Source organism: Bradyrhizobium sp. CCBAU 51745 (assembly GCF_028128715.1).
Taxonomy (GTDB): Bacteria; Pseudomonadota; Alphaproteobacteria; order Rhizobiales; family Xanthobacteraceae; genus Bradyrhizobium; species Bradyrhizobium manausense.
Window position 1 is genome coordinate 482,091 of sequence record NZ_LBJP01000007.1, and the last position, 16,045, is coordinate 498,135.

The 16,045-nt window shown below is 65.2% G+C and carries 12 protein-coding genes; 1 reads left to right on the forward strand and 11 read right to left on the reverse strand.

All coding sequences use genetic code 11. The annotated features are described in order from the left end of the window. Positions 1 to 225: 225 nt before the first annotated feature. Positions 226 to 2,088 (reverse strand): feruloyl-CoA synthase, encoded by a 1,863-nt coding sequence (locus tag XH98_RS09555; RefSeq protein ID WP_271618440.1) that lies wholly within the window; start codon positions 2,086 to 2,088, stop codon positions 226 to 228. A 284-nt stretch (positions 2,089 to 2,372) separates the two neighbouring features. Between XH98_RS09555 and atzF the strand changes: the two genes are divergently transcribed. Continuing rightward, complete coding sequence (gene atzF / locus XH98_RS09560; RefSeq protein WP_271598634.1) at positions 2,373 to 4,193, forward strand: allophanate hydrolase; 1,821 nt, start codon at positions 2,373 to 2,375, stop codon at positions 4,191 to 4,193. Between the two features lie 110 nt (positions 4,194 to 4,303). Here atzF and XH98_RS09565 read toward each other — a convergent pair whose 3' ends face one another. The 10 genes from XH98_RS09565 to ugpB all read right to left on the reverse strand — a co-directional run bounded on the left by XH98_RS09565 (position 4,304) and on the right by ugpB (position 15,676). Continuing rightward, positions 4,304 to 5,026 carry a GntR family transcriptional regulator gene (locus XH98_RS09565; RefSeq protein WP_057747096.1) on the reverse strand — a complete coding sequence of 241 codons (723 nt, stop codon included), beginning with the start codon at positions 5,024 to 5,026 and terminating at the stop codon, positions 4,304 to 4,306. Positions 5,027 to 5,030: 4 nt separating this feature from the next. Continuing rightward, on the reverse strand, positions 5,031 to 5,423 hold the full coding sequence (gene hpxZ, locus XH98_RS09570) for an oxalurate catabolism protein HpxZ (RefSeq protein WP_057747099.1): 393 nt from the start codon (positions 5,421 to 5,423) through the stop codon (positions 5,031 to 5,033). A 12-nt stretch (positions 5,424 to 5,435) separates the two neighbouring features. Further along, positions 5,436 to 6,830 carry an AtzE family amidohydrolase gene (locus tag XH98_RS09575; protein ID WP_271618441.1) on the reverse strand — a complete coding sequence of 465 codons (1,395 nt, stop codon included), beginning with the start codon at positions 6,828 to 6,830 and terminating at the stop codon, positions 5,436 to 5,438. Positions 6,831 to 6,837: 7 nt separating this feature from the next. Continuing rightward, entirely contained in the window at positions 6,838 to 7,017 is a 180-nt protein-coding gene (locus XH98_RS09580; RefSeq protein WP_271598632.1) for a DUF4089 domain-containing protein, read from the reverse strand. A 24-nt stretch (positions 7,018 to 7,041) separates the two neighbouring features. Then, positions 7,042 to 8,769, reverse strand: a complete 1,728-nt coding sequence (locus XH98_RS09585) for a dipeptide ABC transporter ATP-binding protein (RefSeq protein ID WP_271618442.1) — start codon at positions 8,767 to 8,769, stop codon at positions 7,042 to 7,044. Positions 8,770 to 8,857: 88 nt separating this feature from the next. Beyond that, the gene (locus XH98_RS09590; protein WP_188108389.1) at positions 8,858 to 9,757 is read right to left on the reverse strand and encodes an ABC transporter permease; all 900 of its coding nucleotides are present in this window, start codon (positions 9,755 to 9,757) and stop codon (positions 8,858 to 8,860) included. Positions 9,758 to 9,959: 202 nt separating this feature from the next. After that, the gene (locus XH98_RS09595; RefSeq protein ID WP_271598724.1) at positions 9,960 to 10,973 is read right to left on the reverse strand and encodes an ABC transporter permease; all 1,014 of its coding nucleotides are present in this window, start codon (positions 10,971 to 10,973) and stop codon (positions 9,960 to 9,962) included. A gap of 236 nt (positions 10,974 to 11,209) precedes the next feature. Next, positions 11,210 to 12,832: an ABC transporter substrate-binding protein gene (locus XH98_RS09600; protein ID WP_271618443.1), complete on the reverse strand. Its 1,623-nt coding sequence runs from the start codon at positions 12,830 to 12,832 to the stop codon at positions 11,210 to 11,212. Positions 12,833 to 13,209: 377 nt separating this feature from the next. Then, complete coding sequence (locus XH98_RS09605; RefSeq protein ID WP_271618444.1) at positions 13,210 to 14,160, reverse strand: aminoglycoside phosphotransferase family protein; 951 nt, start codon at positions 14,158 to 14,160, stop codon at positions 13,210 to 13,212. Positions 14,161 to 14,350: 190 nt separating this feature from the next. Then, on the reverse strand, positions 14,351 to 15,676 hold the full coding sequence (gene ugpB / locus XH98_RS09610) for a sn-glycerol-3-phosphate ABC transporter substrate-binding protein UgpB (protein ID WP_271618445.1): 1,326 nt from the start codon (positions 15,674 to 15,676) through the stop codon (positions 14,351 to 14,353). Positions 15,677 to 16,045: the final 369 nt, after the last annotated feature.

Below are 16,045 nucleotides of genomic sequence, written 5' to 3' on the forward strand. Positions count from 1 at the left end.
GCGCGATCCGGCGTCATCTCCTGGCATGCGCCTACGTTTGCCGACGACACCATTGCTGCCGCGCATTGTTCCCTCCGAGATCAGACGCGACGGTTCGCCCGCCGTCATTCCTGGTTCGGAATGGTTCGCACAAATTAGTTGCTAAGGCAACAAAATATTCGTGCAGCCTATTGCGACAGAACGGCTGGCATATTTGGGCCTGGCGTCCGGGGCACGCCAGCGACTCTAGCCGGTGAGCGCGCAGCCGATCCACTCCGCCGACGCATCGTCGTTCAGCCGCGCCACGGCGTCTGCGCGCCGCGTCAGCACGGCACGCTGATTGATGTAGCCCTTGTCGGTGATCTCACCGCCATCGACCGAGGCCGGCTCGGCAAGCAGCAGCGCGCGCGTCGCGTGTCCGGACGAATTGGCGCTCTGCTGCTTCAGTTTGGCCAGGCCCTGCGCGATCGCAGACCGGACCTTGTCATGCGCCAGCACGTCGCTCACATCAGCAGTGTCGAGCAGGCCAGCATGCGCCCGGCACGCGGCGATATTCGGAAATACCAGGAAGCGGACCTCGTCGCCGCCATCGCCTGACACCACGATGTCCTGCGCAAGCGGCGCCAGGGCGGCGATGCCGGCAAGGCGCAACGTGCCGACGCTGACCCAGGTGCCGGAGTTGAGCTTGAAATCCTCCGCGACGCGGCCGTCGAAGAACAGGCCACGCTCGGGACGCTCCGGGTCCGCAAACTTCACGGCATCGCCGATGAGATAAAAGCCCTCTTCGTCAAATGCCTGCTTCGTCAGCTCCGGCGCTTTCCAATAACCAGGCGTGACGTTGGGACCGCGCACCCGTACCTCCAGCTTGTCGCCTGATTTGACGAGCTTGAGCTCCGTGCCGGGAATCGGCACGCCAATATTGCCGGAGCGCTCCGCGAGGAAATGACAATCGGTCGCCAACGGCGAGGTCTCCGTCGAGCCCCAGGCGGAGACCATCGGCAGCGCACGGCCAACGGTCTCGACGGAGAGCTGCGCGAGCGCGTCCCAGAGATTTTGCGGCAACGCAGCACCGGCATAGAAGGCGAACTTCACCTCGCCGAAGAAACGCCGGCGCAGCTCCTCGTCGCCACGCAGCGCCGCGATCAGCATGTCGAAGCCGCGCGGGACGTTGAAATAGACCGTCGGCATCACGCTTTTCAGATTGGCGAGCGACATTGAAAAAAGGCCGGGCACGGGCTTGCCGCCGTCGATATAGAGCGAGCCACCATTGCGCAGCACGAGATTGAGATTGTGGTTGGCGCCGAACGTGTGACTCCAGGGCAGCCAGTCGAGAATAACGAGGTCGCCTCCGCCTCGCTCAAGGAAGGTCCAGATCTGCGCCTTGGCCTGCTGGCTCGAGGTCAGCATGCGCTGGGTGTTGATGACGGCCTTCGGCGCGCCTGTCGAACCCGAGGTGAACAGGAATTTTGCAACCGTATCGGGCGTCACCGCGGCAAAGGCCTTCGCGACATCGGCAGACTCGGGCGTTGCCGTGAGGACGCGGAACGCAAGCGCATCAGCGTCGCCAGCATTGCCACTAATGATCTGCGCGGTGTGCAGTGGCTTGATCGCAGCGAGCGCCGCCGCGAACGGCTTGGTTCCGGAAACATAGATCGCGCCGGGCTCGAGCAGCGCGATCATGCTTTTCAGCTTGTCGAAATCCTTCGACATCAGCGAATAGGCCGGCGAGATCGCAGCCGAGGGCACGCCGACATGCTGCGCGGCAAGCGCGAGCAGCGCATGGTCAACGCTGTTGTCGGAGAGAATGACAATTGGGCGCTCCGCGCTGAGCCCCTGCGCCAGAATCCACGACGCTGCCGCACGCACCCGCCGCAGGGCACCCGCGTAAGTCATGGTGGCCCAGGGCGTATCGGCGCCATCACGCTCGGCAAGGAAGATCCTGTCTGGCGCTTGCCGCGCCCATTGCTCCAGCCAGTGGCCGACGCAGCGCGCGCTGTCGCGCAAGGGCTCGGGCGAACGCAGCACGATGCTGCCGTCGGCGCGATGCTCGGCGACGGTCTTTGGCACTGCGAACAGGCTCGAAGCGCCACCGCATGGGGCTGACGTCATGATTTTCCTCCTCGCCCGTAGCCGGGATCGGTTGCGGCCTGGTTCCGGACGCTTTGACCATAATGTTTCGCACGGCAATTGTTGTCGTCAACAACCCTGCTCATGATTTGAGCAGATGCCCGTTCCGGGGCGTCGGGACCGCGACCCCATCGATCGGCAAAACATCGCACAACCCACTGATCTCGCGATAGTATCGGGCGCATCCAGCCTGCCCGGATTCTGTACACAATGGCACATCGCTTGCTTCATTCCGGGTGAAGACATGTTGCCGGAGTTTTGACGCCATGGGGGCAGAACTGGGGGCTGAGCAGCCTGAAACGATCGCCGCGATTGTGGCCGCACATCGCGCGGGCACGCTCACGCCGGCGCAAACCGTGGCCCGGACCTATCAGCGCATCCGCGAGCACAACGATCCCGCCGTCTTCATCAGCCTGCGCGACGAGAAGGACGCGGTTGCCGAGGCCGAAAAGCTCGCGGCGCGCGCGGATGCCGCCGGCTTGCCGCTCTATGGCATTCCCGTCGCTGTGAAGGACAATATCGACGCGCTGGGATTTCCGACCACGGCGGCGTGTCCGGCCTTCTCCTACATGCCGACGCATGACTCCACCGCGGTGGAGCGGCTGCGCGCCGCCGGCGCGATCATCATCGGCAAGACCAATCTCGACCAGTTCGCAACCGGCCTCGTCGGCGTGCGCTCGCCCTACGGCATTCCCAAGAATTCCATCCGCGAGGATCTCATTCCCGGCGGCTCGAGCTCGGGCTCGGCGACGGCCGTCGGCGCCGGGCTGGTGCCGCTGTCGCTCGGCACCGACACCGCCGGCAGCGGCCGCGTGCCGGCGATGCTCAACAACATCGTCGGGCTGAAGCCGAGCCTCGGCATGATCTCGACTGCGGGCCTGGTGCCGGCTTGCCGCACGCTCGACTGTATCTCGGTGTTTGCGCTGACGGTCGACGATGCCGCGCTCGCGCTCTCGGTGATGGCCGGCCCCGACCAGGCCGATCCGTTCTCGCGCGACCGGCCGTTAGAGCCGATCACCCCCTTCCCGACAAAGCTGCGCCTCGGTGTCCCGCGCAACGGGCAGCTGATCTTCTTTGGCGACAAGAAATCGGAAGCCGCTTACGCGGATGCGCTGAAGCGCTGGACCGCGCTCGGTGCGACCCTGGTCGAGTTCGACCTCGAGCCGTTCTACGAGACGGCGCGACTGCTCTATGAGGGGCCGTGGGTCGCCGAACGCTATCTCGTGATCAAGAATCTGCTGGCCTCTGCGCCCGATTCAATTCATCCCGTGACCCGCGAGATCACCGCGGCCGGGGCGCGGCTGACGGCGGCCGAGACGTTCTCCGCGCTTTATCGCCTCCAGGGGCTGCGCAAGATCGCCGAGCGCACGTTCGCCAACATCGACGCGCTGGTGCTGCCGACGGCGCCGACCGCCTACACGACCGCGCAGGTGCTGGCCAATCCGATCGAGCTCAACAGCCGGCTCGGCACCTACACCAATTTCGTCAACCTGCTCGATCTCTGCGGTCTCGCCGTGCCGGCATCGATGCGCGCGGACGGCGTTCCGTTCGGCATCACGCTGCTGGCGCCGGCGGGACGCGATGGAATGCTCGCAAGCATCGGCCGCATCTTCCATGCGGATACAAAGCTGACCGTTGGCGCGAAGGGCGTGGCGCAGTCACCGCTTGCGGCCCTTCCCACAAACAGCAGCGACGAGATTCCGATTGCCGTCGTCGGCGCGCATCTCTCCGGCATGGCGCTGAACGGGGAGTTGAAGGCCCTGAATGCGAAGCTGATCGAGGTAACCAGCACTGCACCGGACTACGAGCTCTATGCGCTTCCGACCACGCCGCCGAAGCCCGGCATGTTGCGCGTCGCGGCCGGCAAGGGCGCATCGATCGAGCTCGAAATCTGGACGTTGTCGCCGTCTGCGTTCGGCAAGTTCGTGAATGCGATTCCGGCGCCGATGGCGATCGGGACGGTGCGGCTGGCCGACGGCAGAAGCGTGAAGGGATTTCTCGTCGAACCGGAAGTGCTGGGCGAGGCGCGCGATATCACCGCGTATGGCGGCTGGCGGAAGTTCATGGCGGAAGCCGCCACGGCGTAGGTCTCGTAGGGTGGGCAAAGCGAAGCGTGCCCACCATCACCATCAATCGGAAAGAACGTGGGCACGGCGCTTCGCGCCTTTGCCCACCCTACAGCACCGATTGCGCCGCCCTACACCGACACCGCATAAATCTCATACTCCCCGCGCACCAGCTCGATATGGGCGCGCATCGCGGCGGCGGCGCCCTGCTTGTCACCGCGCATGATGGCGACGACGACGCGGTCGTGCTCGGCTTGCGACTTGGCGAGACGGCCGAGATTGCGGAACTGGGCGCGACGGAACGGCTGCACCCGCACGCGCGTCGCCAGCGTGATCTCGGCGATGTAGCCGTTCTGCGATCCCGCATAGATCGCGTTGTGGAAGCGCTCGTTGACCTCATGGAAGCGATCGGGGTTACCGGCGTAACTCAGCACGCGCAGTTCTTCGTGGATCGCCTCCAGGCCGTGACGCTCGGCGGCCGACATGCGCTCCGCCGCAAGTCCGGCACACAATGCTTCCAGCTCCGCCATCGCCTCGAACATGCTCTTGAGACGCTCGATCGAGGGCTGAGCGACCACCGCGCCGCGATGGGGACGCGCCTCGACCAGGCCGCTCGTGACCAATTGACGCAGCGCTTCGCGCACCGGCGTGCGCGAGACACTGAAGCGCCGTGCGATGTCGGTCTCGTCCAGTGGCGTGCCAGGGGCCAGAGTTCCCCGCACGATCTCGTCGGCAAGCTGGAGACGCAGCTCCTCCGCGCGCGTGACCTTTTGTACCGACGGTGAGGCGCGGTCGACGCGGGGCACCACCGGTTCGGCCGGCAGTGTCCCGGGCGGAAAATCGTCAAGCGTCATACGGTCAGGTCTCTTTCGACTCGTCGATGATGCTGACATGGGCAGCGACGACGCGCCAGCCCTCCGGGAAGCGAATCCAGGTCTGCATCTGCCGGCCGACCTTGCCGGGAGCCGTGTCGCGATAGAACAGGGTGGACGCCACCGCCGTGTCGCGGCCATAGCTGGAGATGACAGTCTTCGCCCTGCGGCGGTTGAGGCCAACAGGCGAGCGGCCGGCGCGGAAGCCGGCGATCGCCTCATAGCCGTAGAGATTCTCGCCGATGCCGTAGCGCAGCGTACGGGGATCGTTGCGGAACAGCTCGCCGAGCACGGCGACGTCGTTGCTCACGAGGGCTTGCTCATAACGCTCAAACGCGGCTTTGACTTCGGCGATCACGTCGGGGAGATCGATCTCCATCTCAAAATCCTCTTAAAGTCCCCTTGGGGCTGGCGCGGCGACCACGCCCATCTGTTCCAATGCATATGCGACGCGCAGCGCGACGTCCTCGCGCCAGGGCGCCGCGATGATTTGCACCCCGATCGGCAGCGGCTCGAGCGGCACGGGCACCGCAACCACGGGCAGACCGATGAACGAGATCGGCTGGGTGTGGATGCCGATATTGGCGCGCACTGGCAGCTCGACACCGTCGAGATTGAAGTTGACCTGGCCGAGCTTTGGCGCCGTGCAGGGCGTTGCCGGCGCCAGCAGCACGTCGACGGACTTGAATAGCTCGGCGAGCTGCGCGCGATACCAGCGGCGGAATTTTTGCGCGCGGTCGACCAGCGCCGCCGGCACCATCGCGCCGGCGATCAACCGGTCACGCACGGCGGGATCGAAATCGTTCGGACGCCTGCGCAGACGATCGAGATGCAGCGAGGCACCTTCGGTGGTGGTGATGACGTAAGCCGCCGCGCGGGCGCGCGAGGCTTCGGGCACGTCGATGACTTTCGTCGCGCCCAGTGCCTTGGCGACGCGGCCGACGGCTTCGACCGCTTCCGGGAACACATTCTTCTGGAAGTGGCCGCCGGCGATCGCGATGCGCAGATCCGAGACCGGATTGGCGAGCAGCGGCAGCGTCGGCTCCAATCCTCGCGTCGTGCAAGCGCCGTCATCGGCATCCGGGCCCTGCATTGCGTCGTAGGCGAGCGCGAGGTCGGTGACGGAGCGTGCGAACGGGCCGAGATGATCCAGGCTCGCCACGAACGGGAACGAGCGCGCGCGGGACAGCCGGCCATAGGTCGGCTTCAGGCCGAAGATGCCGCAGAATGACGACGGCACGCGGATCGAACCATTGGTGTCCGAGCCGAGCGCAAGCGGCACCAGTGCGCCGCCAACGGCGCTGCCCGAACCGCCGGAGGAGCCGCCGCTCATCCGCGTGGCGTCGTGCGGATTGCGCGAGGGACCGTCGTGGACGTTCTCGCCAGTAAAATCGTAGGCGTATTCGCCCATGTTGAGCGCGCCGACGAGAACGGCGCCGGCGGCCTCCATGCGCTCGATCAGCGTCGCGTCGCGCTTGGCGGGTGCGAGGTCGCGGTTGATCTTCGAGCCGGCGCGGGTTGGAAGCCCGGCGACGTCGAACAGGTTCTTGACCGCGAACGGCACGCCGGCGAGCGGGCCGACGGCCTTGCCGGCGGCGATGTCGGCATCGATGGCGCGCGCCTTGGCGCGGGCGCGATCGGCGGTGACGTCGGTGAAGGCGTTGAGGATGGCGTCGTGCTGCTTGATGCGTGCGAGCGCGGCTTCAGTCGCATCGAGCGCGGACAATTGGCCGCCGGCCACCGCCTTTGCGATGTCCGCAGCACTCATCTCTGGCTTGGTGGTCATGGCAGCATCAGGCCGTGAAGATCGGCGCTGGCTCGGTGTCGTCCGGCAGCGCGAAATCGTCGACCAGGCGGCCAAGCCGCAGCGAGACCTCGAGATTGGCGCGGATCGCGGGCCGCCAGGCCTCCTCGACCGGCAGCCCCAGCGCTTTCGATACGGCGTCGATATAGTCGTCCAGCGGCTCGGCCATCACTCTCTCAAGCTCAGTGCAGTCTTAGTGGACCTGCAACGGCGGATGCGGGATCGCCGTCAGCAGCTCCTTGGTGTAGTCATCCTGCGGATCGCTGAGGACCTTTTCGGAAGAGCCTTCCTCGACGATCCGCCCCGTCCGCATCACAATGACACGATCGCACAGCAAGCGCACTACATTCAAATCATGCGAGACGAACAGATAACTCATACCTAGCCGCGCCTTGAGGTCCTGGAGCAGGTTCAGGACCACCGCCTGCACCGAGACGTCGAGCGCCGCGGTCGGCTCGTCCAGGATCACCAGCTTCGGATGCAGCGCGATGGCGCGGGCGATGCCGACGCGGGCCTTCTGGCCGCCTGAGAGCTGGTGCGGGAAGCGGTCCAGCAGATTGTGCGGCAGGCCGACCATGGTGGCCAGCTCCTCGCAGCGGGCGCGGAGCGCGTCACGGCCCTTGATATCGCCCAATTGCATGATCGGATCGGCGATGGCGCGCGCGGCGGTGAAGCGCGGGTTGAGGCTGTCGGTCGGATCCTGGAACACCATCTGGATGCGGCTGCGCTGCGGCAGCCGGGCAAAGGCTGCTGGCGCGATGGCGCCGATGTCCTCGCCGTCGAACTGGATCAGGCCGGAGGTGTGGTCGAGCAGGCGCATCACCATCATCGAGGTGGTCGATTTGCCGCAGCCGGATTCGCCGACGAGGCCGACGCTCTCGCCATGGCCGATCGTGAAGCTGATGCCATCGACGGCACGGAACACGTCCAGCTCGACCGGCGGCTTGCGGCCGAACAGTTTTCCGAGCGTGGCGGTGGCGCCCTGGCGCGGATATTCTTTCACGAGCTTTTCGATGAGGAGGAGCGGCTTCTGACTCTCGGCGCTTGCCGCGGCTGGCGCAGCAGGCTCCGCGGGTGCGGCGGGCGTCGCGCCCTCTTCCTCCGGCAACAGATCCCGCAGTGACACGCCGAGCCGTGGCGTCGCGCGCATCAGCTTCTTGGTGTAGGGGTGCTGCGGGCTCGCGAAGATGTCGGCGGCGTTGGCGGTCTCGACCACGCGCCCCTTCTCCATCACCACGACGCGGTCGCAATAGGCGGCGGCAAGGCCCAGGTCGTGGGTGATCAGGATGGTCGACATCGCCTTGCGTTTGGTCAGCTCGACGATCAGGTCCATCACCGCCTTTTGCGTGGTGACGTCGAGACCGGTGGTCGGCTCGTCCGCGATCAGGAGCTGCGGATTGCAGGCGAGCGCGAGCGCGATGACGACGCGCTGGCACATGCCGCCGGACAGCTCGAACGGATAGGCATGATAGCGCTCGCGCGGGCGGGCGATCTTGACCTGCTCCAGCGCCTCGATCGCTTTCTCGCCGTGATCGGCAACCTGGGCCTGCTGCACATGGGTGCGCAGCACGTCCTCGATCTGGTCGCCGACTTTCCTGATCGGGTTCAGCGCCGCGCGCGGGTTCTGGAAGATCATCGAGACTTCGCGGCCGCGCAGGTCGCGCATCTGGTCTTCGCTGGCGGCCTTGACGTCGATGCCGGAGAACATCACCGAGCCCTCGGCGATCTTGCCGGCGCGGTCGAGGATGCGCATCACCGCATAGGACGTCACCGACTTGCCGGAGCCTGATTCGCCGACGATGGCGAGCGTCTCGCCCTTGGCGACGGAGATGTTGACATGCTGCACGGCCTTGACGATGCCGCGCCGGGTGGTGAATTCGACGGTGAGGTCCTGAACGTCGAGCAGCGGCTGAGCGGTCACGAACGCCTCCGGTCGCTCAGACGCGCGAAAACAACCCCATGCACAGTAGAAGCTCCACTGAAATCGTTGGAGAATTTCTGCCAGACCATCACGTCCTCCGCTGGGGGTCGACGATGTCGCGCAGGCCGTCGCCAAGGAGGTTGAAGCAGAACACGGCGATCATCAAAGCGAGGCCGGGGAACAGCGCGATCCACCATTCGCCCGACACCATGAAGCCCGCGCCCTCGGCGACCATGATGCCCCATTCCGCCGTCGGCGGGCGGACGCCGAGGCCGATGAAGGAGAGGCCCGCGGCATTCAGAATGGCGTAGCCCATGGTCAGCGACATCTGCACGATCATGATCGGCATGATGTTGGGCAGGATGTGCACCAGCAGGATGCGGAATTCGCCGTTGCCGGACAGCCGCGCCGCCTGCACGAAGCCGGCATTGCGGCGGACATTGGCTTCGGCGCGCGCGACGCGTGCATAGAGCGGGAAGTTCACGATGGCGGTGGCGAGGATGATGTTCTGCACGGTGTTGCCGAGCGCGGCGACGATGCCCATCGCCAGCACGAACAGCGGAAAGGCCATGATGGTGTCAGCGATGCGGCCGACGATGCGGTCGGTCCAGCCGCCGAAATAACCCGCGGCGATACCGGCGAGGCCGCCCATCAAAAACACCAGCACGACGGAGGCGACCGCGATGAAGGTATCGAGCCGCGTCGCCACCACGACGCGGCTGAAGATGTCGCGGCCGAGTTGATCGGTGCCGAACCAGTGCGCGGCTGAAGGCGGTTTCAAGGCCGCGGCGGTGTCGGAAGCGAGCGGATCATACGGCACCACATAGGGGCCGAAGATCGCGGCGGCGAGGATCAGGATCAGCAGCGCGAAAGCAAAGCCCGTGACCTTGTTCTCGCTCAGCACATAGCGGGTCTGTTCGAGGATGGCGGTAAGCCCGGAGGTGCGGGCAGGGCCGACCGGTTCAACGGCAGGCGCAACGGAGCTCATTGTTTCACTCCTGGTGCTTGGGTAGCGAGCTGGAAATTGGCTTCACCTCTCCCGCTTGCGGGAGAGGTCGCGCCGAAGGCGCGGGTGAGGGCTCTCTCCTCTTGGGGGTTCTCGACAGAGGAGAAACCCTCTCCCCAACCCTCCCCCGCAAGCGGGGGAGGGAGCGCACCGTTCGCGTGACCCGCATCGAATGCGATCATGGCTAGCCCTCCAACCGCACGCGCGGATCGATCACGCCGTACAAGATGTCGATCACGAGATTGAGCAGCACGTACATCACCGCCATGGTGAGGACAAAACCCTGCACCGGCGCGAAGTCCGACGAGATCAAGGCTTCCACCGCATAGGAGCCGATGCCGGGCCAGGCGAAGACTTTTTCCACCAGCACGTTGGCGCCCAGCAGGAACGAGAACACCATGCTGAGCGTGGTGATGACGGGCAGCATGGCGTTGCGGAAGGCGTAAGTGACGATCACGGTCGTCGGCGACAGGCCGCTGGCGCGCGCGGTGCGGACAAACTCAGAGGCGAGCACCGCCAGCATCGAGGCGCGCGTCATGCGCGCGATCGGCGCCAGCGAGAAGATCGCGAGCGTCGTCGCGGGCAGGACGAGCTGGCTCAGCGCCGAGCGGAATGCTTCGAAGTCGCGCGCGATGAGGGTGTCGATGAGATAGAAGCCGGTGACCGTGGGCGGCGCGCTGTAGAACACGTCGAGCCGGCCGAGCGGCGCGGGCGACCAGCCGAGCTGAAAGTAGAAGAGATAGACCAGCACCAAGCCCGTGAAGAACACGGGGAGCGAAACGCCTGCCGTCGTCGTGATGCGACAGAGATGGTCGATCCAGGAGCCCGGCCGCGTTGCCGCCAGCACGCCGAGCGGGATGGCGATGACGATGGAGACGATCAGGCCGAGCAATGTCAGCTCGGCCGAGGCCGGCAGGCGGTTGCGGATCTCGGTCGCGACCGGCTGGCCTGTCGTCAGCGAATTGCCGAAATCGCCATGGGCGAGATCGTTGGTGTAGCGGAGGAACTGCTCGATCAGCGGCCTGTCGAGACCGAGCTTCTTGCGGATCTGCTCGACGGCTTCCTTGGTGGCGGCGGGGCCGGCGAAATACGCGGCGGGATCACCGGGCAGCGCGCGCGTCAGCAGGAAAGTGACGATGACGACGCCGATAAGCGAGGGAATCGCAAACATCAGGCGCTTGCCGATCATGGTGAGCATGCGGTGCTCCTCGTGCTTGCCTTGCCTCTCCCGCTTGCGGGAGAGGCCGACGCGCGCCCGGGCGATGCGGAGCATCGTCCCGCGCGCGGCGGGTGAGGGCTCTCGTCACGGAGGGACATCCTCCGCACTTCCCGACAATCCCGACGCGGAGATACCCTCTCCCCAACCCTCTCCCGCAAGCGGGAGAGGGAGCCCAGCGCCGATGCCGATGGGTCACCGACGATCAGCATGTCCCCTCACCCCTTCGCCAGCGCGCGGTAATCCAGCCTGCGGTGGAACCAGTACTGATAGCCCGAGATGTTCTTCTGCATCGCGACGTTGACGAAGGGCTGGTACAGCGGGATGCGCGGGACGTCGGCGAAGGCCAGATCGACAAAGCCCTTCACGTCGGCGTCGTAGGCCGCCTTGTCCCCGGTCGCAGCCGACGTGCGCGCCCCGTCGATCAGCTTGTCCATCTCCGCCGACTTGTAGCTCATGGTGTTGAAGACGGAATTGTTGCCGTGATAGCACCAGTAGAAGAAGTATTCGGGGTAATCGAGCCAGCCCGAGAACACGTTGGTGAAGAGCGGCATCTCCTTCTTGTTCAACTCGGTGCGCCAGTTGGCGCCGGGCACCTTGTTGATGATGGTCTTGATGCCGAGCTGGGCGAGGCTCTCCTGCACCAGCACGCAGAGCGGCTCGTTGACGCCGGCGAAGTTTAGGTCGAACGAGATCGTGGTCTCGAAACCGTTGGCATAGCCGGCTTCAGCCAGCAGCGCCTTCGCCTTCTCCATGTCGGTATTGTACTTGTGCGGCTGCGGCCATGCGACCTCGGTGGCCTTGTCCGCGGGCGCGCCGAACATGGGATTGCCGAGGCCGAACAGCACGGCGTCCATGATCTTCTGATATGGCAGCGCATAGGCGATGGCCTGCCGCACCTTGACGTTATCGAACGGCGGCTTGGTGACGTTCATTCCGATATACTGGATGCCGTTGGAGAACGGCAGCGACACCACGTTGAGCTTGCCGTTCGCCTTCATCTCCTGGAAGTCCTTGAACGGCAGCTCGTAGGAGATGTCGGCGTCACCGCGCTCCAGGAGCGCGCGGCGGTTGCCGGCCTGCGGCACCATGCGCCAGATCACGCGCTTGATCTTCGGCAAGGGACCGCCGACCCAATCCTCGTTGCGCTCCATGATCACTTCGGTGCCGGCGGTCCATTTCGTCACCTTGTAGGCGCCGGAGCCCGCGGTCTGCTGCTTGGTGAACTCGAGCCCCCAGGGGTCCTTCTCGCTGGCGTTCTTCTTCACCAGCTCGGAGTTGACGATGCAGGGCACGATGACGGCGAGATCGGGAACGGTCAGCCTGTCCTTCTTCAGGAAGTCGACCCGCACGGTGTAGTCGTCGATCACGACGAACTGCTCCGGCTTGGTGAGAGAGCCCGCGCTCATCTGGAAGGTCGGGAAGCCGCCGACGCTGACGGCGCGGTCGAGCGACCATTTCACGTCTTTCGCCGTCACCGGCGTGCCGTCATGGAATTTGGCGTTCTTCTTCAGCTTGAAGGTGACCGACATGTCGTCGATCTTGAACTCTTCGGCGAGCTCGCCCTTGAACTTGTCGCGGTCGTAATAGGGCACCCCGCCGGGGCCGGCTTTCATCTCATGGCTGATCAGGCGGTCGTAGCAATTCCACGACACTTCGTAGCCGGGCACGTTGGTGCCGACGCCGTGAATGTCGAGATTGTTGGGACCGCCTTCCGACACGATCAGCAGTGTCTCGGAGCGGGCATCGGCATAGGCCGATGAGATGACCTGCGGCACGGCCGGAAGCGCCGCGCCAGCGGCCAATCCGGAAACGGATTTGAGGAAATCGCGGCGCTTCATGGCGGGTGCTCCAACGCAGAAGTTTTCTGGTTGGAACTGGATTCGCAAGGTTCGTGCCAAGGGTTAGCGGCAGGTTAAATCAAGGCTAAGGCATTGATATCGATTATGATTATCGGTGGTGGCGAACCAAACTTCGAAGCCTAGGTTCCAAGAATTGCATGCAAAGAAAGATATTTGCCTATCTAATAGGCCAAGTTCGGAGACAGCGCACCGAATAGGCAACCCCTGTCACTCCGGGGCGATGCGCAGCATCGAGCCCGGAATCCATCGGGCCGCAGAACACGCGGGAGCTCGCCGCTTCCGCCTTCGCTCTTCGAGCTTCGGCGGACAGGCTGCGGCGCCCCGGAAATCACGGGCGAGGCGTTCAGTGGAAGCGATCACTCCGCCCAGATCAGCTCCTGCAGTTCGATCAGATCGCTCGCCTTGTCCTGCCAACCCTCAATGCAGATGTGGCTGTTGAGGTCGCTGGCGTGGTGCAGCAGCATCAAGGCCATCAGGCGGCGCTTGAGCGCGAAATCAGGCTTCGCGTAACCGAAGCCTTCGAGCAGGCTGCGCACCCTGCCCGGCCCGCCCGCCGCCATGAAAGCGCTGGGGCCGAGCAGGTCGTAATCGCGAAAGCCGGCGCGCACGTCGCCGAAATCGAACAGGCCGGCGAGTGACCATTGATCGTCGCGGCAGGCGAGCAGGACGTTTTCCGGAATGTATTCGCCGATCAGGATCACCGGCGGCGCGTCCATCGGGATCAGCGTCGCCGCATCGCGCAGGAGATCGTCGAGACCTTCAAGGAATTTCGGCGCGAGGCCGAGCCGCGTGTGCCTCGTACGACAGCCCTGCATCTGCGCGCGCATGAACGCATCCCAGCGCGGCTCGAGCTCAGCGAGCGGGCCGAGCGGCGCGCGCTGCACGGCGGCGATGGTCTCGCCGACCTGGCGCAGCACGCGCTCCTTTTGCGCTTCCGGCAGCTGCGGCCAGATCTCCGAGCCGAGCGTGCCTGATAGCCGCGTGATGATCAGATAGGGCCAGCCGTCGCGCACCCCCTCCGCGACGATCGCGGGGATCGGCAGATGAAGGCGGCCGGCAAGCTGCATCAACGAACCGCGCTCGGAGATGAATTGCGCGCGCAGCAGCGGCGGGAAGATTTTCAGGATCAGCCTGTCACCGATGCCGACGACGAGATTGGTGCCGGTCGAGAACACATGCGGCGAGGCGACGTCGACGCCGTGGCTCCGCGCGATGTCGAGCGCGATCGGCAGCCATTGCGGCGGATCGGAGCGAAAGGCGCGGAAGGACTGCGCGTCAGTGAAGTGAGGCAGTGACACGGTGGTCATCGCCGCAAACCCGGCAGACGGTGCACCTCTCCCGCTTGCGGGAGAGGTCGACGCGAAGCGTCGGGTGAGGGTTCTTTCCTGTTGGGGATTACCCCGTTGCGGAGACACCCTCTCCCCGACCCTCCCCCGCAAGCGGGGGAGGGAGCGCAGCGCCGTTGTGGCGGCTTGCGAGTGCTGATCGCAAGATCCATTACTGCTCCGGGCTCGCACGCTCGAACTGGCGCAGCAGCTTGTTGCCGCGCTCGACGGCGACATCGAGCGCGGCTTGCGCGCTCTTCTGGCCGGCAAAGGCCTGCTCGAGCTCTTCCTCGATGGTGCCGCGGATCAGGTTGAAGGAGCCGAGCCTGATGCCCTTGGAATTCTCCGTCGGCGGATGCAGGGTGATCTGCTCGAACGAGATTGCCGAGCCCGGATTGCGCTCATAGAAGCCCTGCGCGCGCGTCAGCTCATAGGCGGCGCGGGTGATCGGCAGGTAGCCGGTGTTCTGGTGCCAGGCGGCCTGCACGCCGGGCTGCGACAGATAGGCGAAGAACCGCGCCACGCCCTTGTATTCCTGGCGCGGCCGGTCGCGCAGCACCCACAGCGTGGCGCCGCCGATGATGGAATTCTGCGGCGCGCCCGCAACATCGGGCCAATACGGCATCATGCCGTAGCCGATCTCGAATTTCGAGAAGGCCTTGATGTCGGCGCGCGTCGCCGACGAGCCGATAAAGATGCCGCATTCGCCGTTCTGGAAACGCGGCTCGGCAGCCTGCCCGCGGCCGCTATAGTCGAACAGTTTTGTCTTCTGCCATTCGGCGAGCTGGGCGACGTGCTTGATCACGGCCGGATTGTTGATGGTCAATTCCGCATCAAGACCAGCAAAGCCGTTCGCGCGCGTGGCCACCGGCAGATTGTGAAACGCCGAAAAATTCTCGATGTGGATCCAGGACGGCCACGACGTGGTGAAGCCGCACACGGCGCCGCGCTCGCGCAGGCGCCTGGCCGCCTGACCAAGCTCGGGCCAGGTCTTCGGCGGCGTCTCCGGGTCGAGGCCGGCGTCGCGAAACATGGTCTTGTTGTAGTAGAGGATCGGCGTCGACGAGTTGAACGGGAAGGACAGCAGATTGCCTGACGCATCGGTGTAATAGCCGGAGACCGCCGGAAGGTAGTCGTTCAGCGAGAACGGCTCGCCCATGTCGCGCATCATGCTGTAGACCGGATAGATCGCGCCCTTGGCGGCGGTCATGGTCGCGGTGGCGACCTCGTTGACCTGGACGATCGCAGGCTGGCTGCGCGAGCGGAAGGCGAAGATCGCGGCCGTCACCGTCTCGGTGTAATTGCCCTTGTACGCAGGCACGACGCGGTAATCCGACTGCGAGGCGTTGAAGTCGGAGGTGAGCTTCTCGAGCTGCTTGCCGAGCTCGCCCGACATGGCGTGCCACAACGCGATGTCGGTGGCGGCACGCGCCTCGCAGCTCAAGGCGAGGGCCAAGGTGGCGGCGGCGACCTGCAAAAGGCGCAATGCTGAAGTCACGATGGCTCTTCCCGTATGACGCGGCAAAAGGCGGCCACACCCTGCTTAAGGCGCGCGAGAAGCGGTTTCAACCCGGAATGACGACGTACGGCGGCGCACAATCGGCCCTCCCCCCGGAGAGCCAGGGCAGTCGCAGATGAGAGTAGCTTCCCTGCGGCGCATCCTTCGAGACGCCCGCCGCTGGCGGGCCCTCAGGATGAGGGCGGAGTGTGTGGCAGCAGGAGCACCGGGCGCGGAAGCCGTCTAGCTTCCTCCTGAGGAGACCGCTGGAAGCGCTCGTCTAAGGACGAGGCGTGCGCTCGGGTCGCGCAAAAGACCTGTGCGATTGCCTGCCCCGGCGGCCGGGATGGCCTTCCCTTTACCATCTGC